8 protein-coding genes are annotated in these 12,846 nt (G+C 52.2%); 3 read left to right on the top strand and 5 right to left on the bottom strand.

Features of this window, described 5'->3' with window-relative positions; translation table 11 throughout:
* Positions 1-5 precede the first annotated feature (5 nt).
* From hsdR to ABD971_RS15010, 4 genes are all read right to left on the bottom strand, one after another.
* Entirely contained in the window at positions 6-2,348 is a 2,343-nt protein-coding gene (gene hsdR / locus ABD971_RS15025; RefSeq protein WP_345323343.1) for an EcoAI/FtnUII family type I restriction enzme subunit R, read from the bottom strand.
* Positions 2,349-3,396: 1,048 nt separating this feature from the next.
* Complete coding sequence (locus ABD971_RS15020; protein WP_345323341.1) at positions 3,397-4,254, bottom strand: hypothetical protein; 858 nt, start codon at positions 4,252-4,254, stop codon at positions 3,397-3,399.
* Between the two features lie 646 nt (positions 4,255-4,900).
* Positions 4,901-5,431: a hypothetical protein gene (locus ABD971_RS15015; protein WP_345323339.1), complete on the bottom strand. Its 531-nt coding sequence runs from the start codon at positions 5,429-5,431 to the stop codon at positions 4,901-4,903.
* 721 nt (positions 5,432-6,152) lie between these two features.
* Entirely contained in the window at positions 6,153-6,701 is a 549-nt protein-coding gene (locus ABD971_RS15010) for a hypothetical protein (RefSeq protein WP_345323337.1), read from the bottom strand.
* Positions 6,702-7,351: 650 nt separating this feature from the next.
* On the opposite strand from ABD971_RS15010, the gene ABD971_RS15005 reads away from it, so the two are divergent.
* Together ABD971_RS15005 and ABD971_RS15000 are read left to right on the top strand one after the other, a co-directional pair.
* Entirely contained in the window at positions 7,352-7,609 is a 258-nt protein-coding gene (locus ABD971_RS15005; RefSeq protein ID WP_345323335.1) for a hypothetical protein, read from the top strand.
* Positions 7,599-7,871, top strand: coding sequence for a hypothetical protein (locus tag ABD971_RS15000; protein ID WP_345323333.1), 273 nt, complete (start codon positions 7,599-7,601; stop codon positions 7,869-7,871). Before ABD971_RS15005 ends, ABD971_RS15000 begins: the two co-directional genes overlap by 11 nt.
* Before the next feature lie 1,129 nt (positions 7,872-9,000).
* Here the strand turns inward: ABD971_RS15000 and ABD971_RS14995 are convergent.
* Positions 9,001-10,086, bottom strand: coding sequence for a hypothetical protein (locus ABD971_RS14995; RefSeq protein ID WP_345323331.1), 1,086 nt, complete (start codon positions 10,084-10,086; stop codon positions 9,001-9,003).
* 643 nt (positions 10,087-10,729) lie between these two features.
* Here ABD971_RS14995 and ABD971_RS14990 point away from each other — a divergent pair.
* Positions 10,730-12,829 (top strand): beta strand repeat-containing protein, encoded by a 2,100-nt coding sequence (locus ABD971_RS14990; protein WP_425571308.1) that lies wholly within the window; start codon positions 10,730-10,732, stop codon positions 12,827-12,829.
* The last annotated feature ends 17 nt before the right edge of the window (positions 12,830-12,846 follow it).

Below are 12,846 nucleotides of genomic sequence, written 5' to 3'. Positions count from 1 at the left end.
TATTATCAAGTCGCACTTGCGTAGAGTTGAGCTTCTAGATCTTTGATCGCGGCGAGATAGGCGTTTTTTCCGCCGAAAAACTTTATGATCTCTACCGGTGTTCCGAATGCGTCCAGCGGATCGACTTTAAGCACGTCCATACTTTCGATGCTCAAGATTCCTTGATTGGCATACTTCTCTAGCAGTGCTTCGAGGACGGCCCGTGCCTGATCGCCGTACTTGGTAAAATAGTCTCGTTTCTTGACGTCATCGGCCCGTTCACGGCGGGTTTTCGGCGGTTGATCGTAAACGACATGACATAGCAAATCGAAGGGGTCCAGGTCAGTGCCAATTTCGTCCGCGAGTGCTTCGAACAAGACGCCTTGTTCCTCGAACTCCGCGACCACGACGGCCTTTTTATTGGCTTCCGTCCATGTTTGCAGAAACTCATCCAACGATGCGAAGCGGGAGAGTACCTTCTTCTTGGTGTAGTCTTTCAACGATTCGGTGATCAGTTTACCGTCGGGGCCGTAATACTGGACTCTTTCAGCAACCACCATCACGGGAGCGTTGTGAACGTAGTATTTCTTAGGTTTGCCGCCCTCTTCCCCGCTAGGGTCACCAGAATCGTCTCCGCCATCGCCGGGATCACTTTCGCCACCGTTCTCCCCACCGGGCTGGAAACTGTCGTCAGGGATCGGGTCGCCATCAAACTCAGGATCGGCAAACAGTTCGGTTGCCTTCTTGAAATCCATGATGGTGAAAAACAGCTTTCCGTAGTCTTCATCGATCCGTGTCCCGCGTCCAATAATTTGTTTGAACTCGGTCATTGATTGGATGCGTTGATCTAGAACCACCAGCTTGCATGTTTTGGCATCGACTCCCGTGGTCATCAATTTCGATGTCGTCGCGATGACAGGGTAACGCGACTCGGGGTCGATAAAGAAGTCGAGTTGAGCCTTGCCTTCCTCATTGTCCCCTGTGATTCGGACGACGTATCGATCGTCTTCCTTCGCGAGTTCCGGATTGCAGTTGATCAGTGCTTGTCGCATCCGTTCGGCATGGTCAATGTCCTCGCAAAAGACGATCGTTTTGTCGTAGGGATTCGTCGAGTGAAGAAACTCCGTCACCTTCTCTGCAACCAACTGAGTTCGATGCTCCAGAACCAATTGCTTGTCAAAATCACTTTGGTTATAGATGCGATCCTCGATTTCAATTCCGTGTTTATCGAGTTGGCCTTTGGTTGGCCGCCAACCTTGTAGGTCTTTGTCAAAGTCGATGCGAACGACCTTGTAAGGAGCGAGGAACCCGTCGTCGATCCCTTGTCGGAGCGAATATGTGTAGACGGGCTTGCCAAAGTAGTGACTGTTCGAAACGTATTCGGTTTCTTTGGGCGTAGCGGTCATTCCGACGTGGGTGGCCGAGCTGAAGTAGTCGAGGATTTCGCGCCACGCCGAGTCGTCTTTGGCACTTCCACGGTGACATTCATCGATGACGATCAAATCAAAGAAGTCTGGCGAGAATTCTTTGTAGACTTTGTCGGCCTCATCGGGTCCGGTGATCGCCTGATAGAGCGATAGGAAGATCTCGGACGACTTGTCTGCCTCACGGTTGCGGATCTTGGTCATCGCACTACCAAACGGCTTGAAGTCGTTCGTTTTGGTTTGATCGATCAGGATATTACGATCGGCGAGAAATAGGATTCGCTTCTTCGCACCTGACTTCCAAAGCCGCCAAATGATTTGGAATGCGGTGTACGTTTTTCCTGTGCCCGTCGCCATGACGAGCAACACCCGGTCTTTGCCGTTTGCGATGGCTTCGATCGTGCGGTTGATCGCTTTGAGTTGGTAGTAGCGAGGGGCCTTGCCCAGCCCGTCTTCGTAATAGTCCTGGGTGACGACCGGTTCCGCTATATCAGTGATCCCACGCCACTTTCGGTAACGATTCCAAAGATCTTCGGGGCTGGGGAATTCATTGAGCGGCAGTTCGAATTCGGTCTTGGGGAAGGTGCCCGTACGATCATGGATTAGAAAACCGTCGCCGTTGCTGCTGATCGCAAATGGAACGTCGAGACAATCGGCATGCGTGTAAGCCAACGCTTGCTGCATCCCGTCACCGACGCTGTGCGTGTTGTCCTTGGCCTCGACGATCGCGAGCGCGATTCCTGGTTTGTAGTAAAGGACATAGTCGGCACGTTTTTTCGGGCCACGGGATGTTGTCCGTCCGCGCACGATGACTCGCCCGTCAGTGAAGGTAACTTCTTCACGAACTTGAGTTAGCAGGTCCCAGCCGCCGTTTTCGATCGCTGGGGTGATGAATTTTGTGCATATGTCGCGCTCGCTCAGCGCCCGCTTTTGTATTGAGTCCATAGTTCCTACCTGATAAACCGGGCAGAGCCAGGGCGGTGGCGCAGTCAGGTAGGTCTGCGTCAATTCGCCGTAGGCTCACGTTTCAAGCATCCCAGTGGCCAACCGGAAGCTCCCGAGGCGAACAGTCTAACGGATCCGCAGCACGTTGTGTTACGGGAGAGCGATCCCCCAGACCGCGGAAATAAGCTTGGTAGGCCCCTAAGCTACTTCCAAAGAAGATCGACTTCTGCAAACGGCATGGGGTCGCGTTCATTCCGACTCGCATGCAAACACCACGTCACACGAGAAAGGTCGAGCTTGGAGTCGGCTACTCACTGCAGCACGCCGTCGACTTCGTCACTGCCAAGCACGGCGGGCAATCGCTTGGATCGCTTGCCGAATGGGATCCTTGCCACCGGCCACAGCTTGAGGGAGGTGGTCCAGCAGCTGTATCCGCAATTCAGTGAAGCAACGCATGACGCTTCGCCATTCGCGTAGGTGCTATCATGGAGTCACATTTCCGAGCCAATTCCAATCCACCTGAACCAAAGACGCCACGCATCAATTGTCACCATTGTCACCGGTTTTTGCGGAGACACAATTCAGTGAGGCAATAACATGAACACCGCTCACCCCGTGGACGGACCAATTCAGCGGTCTCGGTCATGGATACCCAAGTCAGTCATTGTGGGGGAAGCAGATGCTAGTCTTTGTAATGGGGGAATCCCAATGCCTAGGTCCCCCAATATGATCACCAAATGAATCGTGGTTTTACAATAAGCGGTGACAATGGCGACAACAGGCCTTCTCGTCGTTCATTTCCTTAGAGCTGACTATCCGAAACAAAGCGTTGATTCAGACGTGCCGAACGTTTCATCAACCGCTGTGTTACAAAGGACCTCGCTTATTCACTGTCCAACTCGGCAGAATGAGCCTCACAATGAATCGGTGCCTGAATCCAGCAGAAGAAGCCACGACCAGATCGACTTGCACCTTCATCCAGGCGGGGTCTCCCCCTGCTCGTCAGTCAGACTTTGACATTCCGCAAGAGCATGTGATGATTATGTGCCTATTGCGGTCTAAACGTCTCGGGAAAGGCGCAGGCGATAGTGTCGCGAAGTTCTGGGTAATGAGAGTAAACCAATCTCAACCAATGTTCAATTTTCGTGAGTCGAATGTATTCGTGTTTCTGCTGCCAACTGCTCTGGATCGCAGCTAACTGCGAAACACCAGGATGCCATATTCCAGACGTGTCCAACCGGTGAACCCAGTAACCACCTCCACTGAGCCCGTGGGGATCAGGCAATGTGGATCTAAGCCCCTTTTCGTCACGGATTGTGTCGTTGTCGTTTGGGTATCGTGCGATGATGTCAATTGCGGCATCGAACGGATTCGTTACGTTAATCTTTGGCCATGCATCTTGACGCAAACCCGCCGTCGTGAATCCAGCCAAGATCCCACGGATACCATTCTCAAACACCTTCACTTCTTCACTCGGAGCGCCCATAACCGTCGCAGGATACTCGTCAGGGCAATCAACAACAATGTTGTCGATGGTCGAAACGGAGTGTGAGTACGCGGATTGAAAGCGAGATCTATCTAGCTCCAATATGCCGACATCTGGGCGATCGTTGTCCATAGCGATAGTCCGTCGAATCACGGAGGCATCGACCGCATCAAACCGACCGTCGTGCGACATCAACATGAATCGAGTTGGATTCTCGAAGTTATCAATGCAGTGTGAAGCAGTCGCAAAAAGAAGTCTCTCACCAAAGTCGACGACGGTGCCACTAAATATGGACCACCGGTCTTTTTGCGATTGCGGTTTGTCTTTCGTGTCGATCACTACGACTGTGCGGTCATACAAAAACGGAAGCATCATGTTCCCGATTTGATGAATCAGTTGGGATGATGAATCAAGCGTCATGGCAATTCAAGGATCTGACGAGATTGGATTACAGCGGCATACGGCACGGGCTGTGTTTTAAATTGACGCTGACTCGGATTGTGTCGCATAAGGTTGGAATTCACGGGGTTGCGGGAGTTGATCATCGACTCTGAGAAGCACGTTACCGCCACTCCCGTGCAGTTATATGGTCAGCCGCCGCCTTGGTTTGGGGGCGGTGTGGTAGAGGATTGGATTGCAGAGTGGACGCCAGATAGCCGAGCGTCATAGACAGCTTTTTCAACACGATTGTTGACCTCACGCTCGAAAGAATCAGGGAAGTCCGACGACCCCCAGAGCTTTGGAGGCGCAATCGAAGAAATGATGCATTCAGGAGATTCGCCGTTTTTAATCCGTAAGATTGCATCATCGTATGCCAAGCGTTGCACACGAGCGCGTTTGTGGCGAAGCTCCGATTCGACGCGGGTCTCGATGTCCTCTCCGCGGGCCTCGCGGCCCCAACTGGTATTCGGGTATTTTGGTTGCATTTTACGAGCCATATTTGAACCTCAGTCGGATAACTTCCAGGATCACGCGGTCCGAGCGGTTGAGCAACCATTGTCCAAGAGGCACTCGAGGACTTGGCGTGCATCCATTGAATCGCCGCTCCGATTTGTAGTTGCGTGAATCAATCAGGCCACACCACGGCTTCAGCAAAACCAAACTCATCGGCAATCGCATCGAAACGATCACGATCCATCGAGCAGAAAGGAAGATAGCCGAAGATTTGGCGTCCAAAGTCAAGGTTGCGTGGTTCGTCCCTCCAATCCACGCCGATGTGGTTGGGATATGCGATGTCGTCAGGAAAAACAGAAACAGTTAGTTGGTCGTCATAATAAGGCATGCGATTGACAGTGCCGATCGCCGCTAGCACTTTCGTTCCACGCCGGGCGAGAACGACATCGTCCAATTGTATCTCGGAATAGAATCGAGCAACCTGGTGAGCGTCGCCGCTTTCGCGGCCCTCCCAGTCAGGGTAGGCATCGTAATGTCGTTTGATAATCGTATCGACATCAAGCTCCGAACAGTCGCCCAGCTTGCGGAAGCCAAGAGACGCAATTCCGTACTGAAGGTTGAATTGCAAAACACGCTCCCATTCTTCCGGATACTCGTGAGAGAATGGAGAGATTACCCATATGTTTATCATGTGTCGCCCCAATTTTATTGTGTCGGCGAACGTCCGCGATAACCGAGTTGCGGGAGTTGATTGACCATAGCGAAATCGCCCGGCTACCGCGACGTCGGTTCATCGCAAGGTTCGTTGCCTATGTGGCCTTAGGTTACGAAGCCTGAAGCCTTCCATGCTCGGGACACTCACCGTTGTCACATTCTGCACCACACAGCTCACAGTATCTTCGATGCGGCCATCCTCCTGAACCGTCATGAGAATGCGGACCACAGGTAGTCTGGTTGCAATGAGGGCATGATTCTTCGCGTGCACAACCCACCGTCATGTTGTTGAAGATGATGGTCTCACCACAGCACCGACAGAAACGTCCGCGCCAGTAGTCTCGGACCTGTTGCCCACAGCATGGATTTGGATTCGTCATGTTCAACCTTTAGTTGGCGTCGAATCTTCTTCGTTCTCATCCAGCACAAATACATATTTGTGCACTGTTCGATTCCCAATTTCGCGCCGCGTATCCACTACTGATTCGAGACGGTACCGATCCCCATTGCAGATGTGGTCGGACATAGGGAAATTTGCCTCGAATACAAGGGTGCGGGCTGGTGCGTTTAATTTTTCGTTCATGTGTCATCCTTGATTTGCGTACGGTTTAAATTCAGTTTTTGACGAACGCCCGGCATCACCGGGTACGAAGAGTAAAATCAGCCAAAAGACATCGCCCGCAAGTCGTGCTCCGTTTTTTATGCCTTGGTTATCCCACAAGTTCGCTAAGTTGCGACCTAAGCTCGCCGACCAATCCACGCTCCATCGCTTGAAGTATTTTTCGTCGAGCCCGAACCCGGGTCCGAAGCCGATAGTTGATCAAGAGAATGGCAAAGGCGAAAACAAGGATCCAGACGGGGAGCCACGAACGAACGTAAGCCGTTGGTCCGAAGATTGCATCAACGTAATACTCAGCTCTCGCGTCGTATAGGATTAGCGGGATTAGCAGAATCAAGCAGCCAATATGATAAACTGCAGAATTGATTTCCATGACCGTTTGGCTGAAACGCCTCTGCGACAGCATAGACTGGTAATAGATAAACAGGTCTTGGCGTTTCCCCTGCGTGGTTGCCTTTCTAACTCGTTCGGCAATGGACTCAGTAGTCTGCAGAAGCTCAGAATTAAGCTCAGCTCGCTTCTCCGATGCACTTCGGATCAGGCGGAGTCCAAATGATACTGCAGTCGCGAATACGGCGAGGATCGACGCAATGCCACCCCAGAAACTAACGTTGTCGAGCAGATATTGAGATTCAGGCATTCTTAGTTGGGATAACTTTTTTTCTGCGGTGGGTGAGGGTGAGAACATGTCTATTTGGGGGGTCTCACCCTGGGCCCGGACATGCCTCCAAGACCTGCTCCTTTCGGAGCAGGCGCCTGCGGTTACCAGTATGCCCCTCTGCAGAGATGGCGTCAAGGTTGTTCTAACCGCATAGTACATACTCGGGTGGAATGATTGGACACAGGCCGATCCGCATGGAATCAGCATGCTGAACCATCGAAAGAGAGATGCAATGCACCAAAGTAGGGCAAGGGTGCGGTGACCACCTTGATTTTTGCGCGTGTGCCACACGGGGACGCCAATTTCCGAGCCCTTGACCTTGAAGCGGGGAACCCATTGGATGCAAGTGCTGAAAAACCTTGGAGCGATACACTCAGAATAACCAAGTACCCGAATAGCAGAGGGAAGGGGGCCCGGGTCAAAAAAAAACTGGCGATGGATCAGTCAATTGGATCGTCGAAATCGTCGCGGTGGCTGGCTGATGTTCCCCCGGACCAAGACGGAAGTCGAGCGAACGGCGTTCCTGTGGCCTGAAACGATCGCGGCCATTGAAGCGAGTATCGAGCGGCGTCCAAAGTCAAAAAAGGGATTTGAGGATTTGTTGTTCGTCCATCGCGATGGCGCCAGTTATGATCGTACAGACAACTGCATCAGTAAGTCTTTCCGATCTGCGGACAGTCGGGCTGGCTTGCTTGCGTCAACACACGTTCTACTGGCTCCGTCACAAGCTTGAAACGATCTCGGGTAATACCGGCGATCAAGATGCGGTCAACGCCGTGATGGGCCGTGTCGATGCGTCGATGTCCGCCGTCTATCGGCATGAAATCGATGGCCATCGAGTCGTAAAGGTTTGCAACCAAGTAAGGAGCTGGCTCAATGACAACTAACGAACTGATTATATTTACAATCGACGCTGCCTTTCGTTTTGTGCACGCGATGATTATCGTTCCCGTTTTGTTCGGGGTCGGGCTGCTGGGCGTGTTCGCGATCAAGATACCGATCGTTCTGACATTCGCGTATTTACTGGACTCGCCGCTGAGCGATGACGCCGCGTCTAAATTGCACTATGGAGCGATTTACGTCACCTCGGCGTTCTTGCTCGCGTTTTTGGTTCCGAGTTTCATCGAACCAGAAGCAAAACGAGTTTAGCGCGCACCACTCCCACTTCCCCGTGATCTTAGAGACAAGACTCTCAGTTCCTGAGTGCAGACGCGGGGGAGGGTTGGTGGGGCAGCGAACCACGGGTTTAGGCGTTGTCGTAGCATCGCCTAATTGAGCACGACGGTCGATCACGGGGACAGTTCGACAGGCTGTGCGCCAGACTTCAAACGGTGTTCCCTTGGGGAGGTCTTGTTGTTTACGGTTTCTTCCGCTTACGACCCGATAGACACCGAGCCTCTTCGCCCGTGTTCCACCATCACCACAGAAGGTAACAATGTAGTCGCATTTGCCGAAAATGTCCTTCGACTGGTGTGCTTGGTAGAGATCGAGCCAGCCACAGCGACTCCCTGCTTTCGTCCTAACGCGATTTGTTCGCCATCATGGCTCGGGCAGCCTAAGTCGCCCGAGGCTCACCAGGCTGCGTCGAGAGCCGCGGTACCACTTGATAGCTTCGGTTGCCACATCTTTAATGGAGTGACGCGTGATGTTGCAACTGCGTCATAGAGGAGGCCTCCTAGCCAAGCCCCTCGCGATCGCCAGCAGATCGGCTTGAGTGCCGATGTCCATAGACTTCATTAGCGATAGCGTTTCAGACTGCAGATCGTTCAAGATTGCCACTGATTGCCCCTCCCATTGCCCCTCGAAACACTCTTTTTCGCGATCAGACAATTCCTGCGTTATTGGTGTCGCGTCCTCTGGGGTGTACTTGCCGAGAAGCCATGAACCGTGAAGGTTTATGGCTTTTTTTGTTGGGCGACCGGTGGCTCAGGAAAAATTTTTCTGAGCGTCTCGCTGTTCCGTCGCCATTGGAATCGACGGTTGCGGTACTGTTTCCAGTAGGAACGGCAGTTCTGCGGACGGGTGCCGATCCTCGGCCGTGACTTCGCTGAATGGGCAGCAGTTGGAAAATATCTAAGCCCGGTTTAGCGACGGCTTGAGTTCTTGCCAGCCGCATTTGTGATCAGCAGCGGGTCGATTTTCGTGTGATACCTTCTGCCACAACTGCATGGTGGTCTAGTTGCGGCTGTCCTGGTTTCCTGCGGTACGCTGCTTGGTAACGCTATTCTTGACGATACTCGCGGATCCACTCCGAGTGACTCTCCTTCCAGCGACGACCCTAATGAAAAATCATGCATGATTCGTCGGTGTACTGCACAAGATCAGTCTCGCGAAGGAAATCTTTCATGCCTTCCTCGGAGACTTTTTCAGTTCCAGAAAGCCAAAATCGTACACTATCGCCGTCGAGGTCGAGTGACAATGAAATTCCACCACCCTCCTTCCCTCCATTCCAGTATTGCGCATAGGGGACAACGCCTCTGGGAACGAACGATGATTTGCTACTGAGAAAGTCGATGGCGGAATTCGTAGGGAACCCTTGAAATTGATATTCGTATGCAGCCTCTCGATGCACGAAGGTCTCACGCCAGGCTTCGTAGTGATCTCGTAAAAGGCTCATGCGAACAACGACCCTTCCTGTAAGTTGAAATTGCCTGATATAAGCTTTCAGCGCATCGACAAACAGCGGCGTCTCTCGGTTTTCAGCGCGTATGACGAGGCGGTGCTGCATTCTTGCATCGCCAAATCCGAGATTCCCATCGTCACAATATACCCGCGGGTTTGGCCCTGGGTGAAACTGCAAGTGGCCGTCAACGATCTCGAAGTAGCACTCGCTCTGACCAAAGGGTCCCGCTAACGCTCGGACAAGTCGGTCGAACGCTTCTTTCTGCGATTCGACGGAGACACTTCCCCTTCGAATGGCTTCGTTAAAAGTATCCGTATAACACTTCCAACTCCGATTGTCTCTTGATCGTTCGACGCCAATAAATGGTGCGATAGACCCTTCAAACATGATGCTGATGTTTATCGAAAAGTCGCTTTGCTCCCATCGCAAAACCTCATCGACAGTCGTTAACAACTGATGATCTAGGTCAGCGGGGGCCGCTTGCCGATGGCTGTAACGCATGAGCACCACGAGATCTTCGCTTTCATCCGCAAAATTTTCTAGGGGAATAGGTTGAATAAAGGCACCTGTGAACGCAGTCGTGGCATTAACCAGTTTCTCAGAATCGGCAAAGCGAATATCCTCTGTGGTTCCCCTATTGCTATTGGCGATTAAGTGGTTCACTCGTTGTAAAACACGAAGACTTGAGTCGATCGGAACGCCGTGACTTTTAACGATAATATGATACGGAACGTCTGCCATGCTGTAAATTAATCTCACTAAGAGTATTCATATCCCCGTCCCCTTAATCGGCCCAAACTGATTTGTGTCAGCGAGAAGCGAGACTTTTTAAGTCAGTTACAAGAGACTGATTCTGGGTAGTAAAAGGCAACGTTCGTTGACGAATTCTAAGATTGACTTGCTTGCAACGATGACGAGCTTGTGACAACTTCAATCGTCTGGGGATTGGTAGTAACGCGTTGTAGCAAATGCCAGCAACGCCAGAATCGTGACGGTGACGGCAATTGTCGGATGCGAATTCTAGAGCGGCGTACGGACACGTAAACTCCATTGCCAACGTTGGCATTCACGGGGTGGCGGTGGATGGGGCATCCATTTCGACTGCAGATGCAATGACTGGCTGCTAGCACTGCGCCGCTAAAACGTCTGCCGGCAGACCATTCGGATTTAGCTCTCCAAGAGTTAACTATTTTGTTGACAGCCAAATATCCGTCTCCTATAAAAGCCCAACCCTCCTCTCAGTCCGTTTACAACAGGATACGGTTGTATGTCGTTTTTGAAAAATAGTATAGGTAAGTCGCTCCGTCAAAACACTGCCCTGAACCGGCTCTCACGCAAACCCCGTGCAATCAAGCGCACACGCCGACGGCTGCGAATGGAATCGATGGAAAGTCGCCGTCTATTGGCCGTGATGGTCGACACCTTTGACGACATTGTCGATGACAACGATGGACTGACGAGTCTCCGTGAAGCAGTCGCCGTGGCGGCATCGACTGCTGGGAATGACCAAATCCACCTTCCCAGCGGAGTGTATTCGATGACGATGGGGACGCTGGTGATCGATGACTCCAGTGGATCGTTAACAATCAAGGCGCCGCAAGGTACGGCAACCATTGATGCCGCTGGTCCGTGGCGAGCGATTTTGGTCACCGCGGACAGCACGGTAACAATGCAAAAAACAGCTGTAACGGGAGGTTTAGCCGACTTCGGTGGTGGCATTAACAATGCGGGGAACCTCACCATCAAGCAAGGAACGCTATACGGAAATGTTGCCGGACAACGCGGCGGCGCGATCTTCAATAGTGGACAATTAACCCTGAAGCAAACTGCGGTCGAGGCCAATTCCGCGGGAATCGATGGCGGCGGAATTTTCAATTCCGGACAACTCTCAATCGCTGACTCAACATTCCTCGGCAATTCCTCGAACTCAGCCGGTGGCGCGATCTTTACCGAAGGTGCAACGTCGCTAGCGACGGTTAAGTCGAGTACATTCGACGGAAATCAAACTAAGTTTGCTGGCGGCGCAGTGTTCAGCGTGTTTGGAACACTCGACATCAAGAGTTCGGAAATCACCAATAATACTGCGACCAATGGAAACGGTGGCGGGGTGTTGGCCATCCGGGGACTCGAAGCATCCATCAAAGACACGCTGCTGGATGGGAACTACGCCAACGATTCCGGTGGCGCCATTTCGATTGAAGCAGGTTCGATGGAACTAAAGGACTTGGTCTTCACACACAACGAGGCAGGAGCAAACGGTGGCGCGGTCGCGGTCCGATTCGAAGCCTCGGTCACCATGAAAGATGCGATCTTCGAGGACAATCTGGCTGCTCAACTTGGCGGCGGATTGTATCTAGAAGATTTCAGCACAGCTGATATACGCGATACGTTGTTTACCAGCAATCACGCCGCTGACGGAGGCGCCATCGGGGCATTGAGCGACAGTTCTTATTCAATCAAGGATTCGGCGTTTGTCAGCAACTCGGCTGATTCCAGTGGCGGCGCTATCCATAATCGTGTTCGTGTGACCCTTGATGTAACGGACAGCTCGTTCATTGATAATGAAACCAGCCAACGCGATGGCGGTGCAATTCTGCAAGAAGATGACAGTTCGTTATTGGTCGACGCGGTGCTTTTCCAAAACAACTCTGCGAGACTCGCTGGAGGCGCAATCTCGAACAAGGATAGCATGTTGGAGTCCATTGATTCTGTGTTCGCCGACAATGAGTCCAGAAATAATAACGGTGGGGCGATTGGCAGTAATGCAGGCAACGTCGTCGACGTAGGAAGCGTATTCACCGGGAATCGTGCGGCGAATCTGGGTGGGGCGATCTGGAGTGTTCGTGCGTCTGCTGAATTGACCGATAGCGATTTTTCCGACAATCAAGCGATCGGTGGTGCCGGTGGTGCAGTCTTCTCTGGCAATAGCAATACGTTGGATGTCAGCGGTGCGAACTTCCAAAGCAACCAGTCAGCAACCAACGGAGGCGCGATCATGAGCAACAATAGTGATTTAGCAGTCGCAGACGCGTCATTTGCTGACAATGATGCCGTCGGAGGATTCGGCGGTGCGATTGGCATCGTGCGTGGAGCTTCCATCGTCTCCGGCAGCAGCTTTCTGCGCAACCATTCGTCCGGTAACGGGGGAGCAATCGCATTGGTCAACGGCGGCACGCTAGATCTTTCCAATAGTCTCTTCGACGCCAACGAAAGCGATCGATGGGGGGGAGCGATTTTTACCCAGGGGGATGTTTTCGTTGTTGAATCGATATTCAAATCGAACGTTGCGACGCACAACGGAGGCGCTATCTTCATCGCCGACGGAGCGAGTGTTGACATCGCCGATTCGTCCTTCGACGGAAATGACAACTTGGGTTCTAATCTAGGCACGGCGATCTATATTCGACCAATGGGGCTATTGGACGCCGACGCTGCCACCACGTTTATCAACCACACCGGGGTCGCGGTTTATCAAGAGCCTTGAACCTAATCCAGACTGAG

This window comes from Novipirellula rosea (assembly GCF_039541335.1).
GTDB classification, from domain to species: Bacteria; Planctomycetota; Planctomycetia; order Pirellulales; family Pirellulaceae; genus Novipirellula; species Novipirellula rosea.
This window is presented reverse-complemented; position numbering and strand designations above follow the sequence as displayed.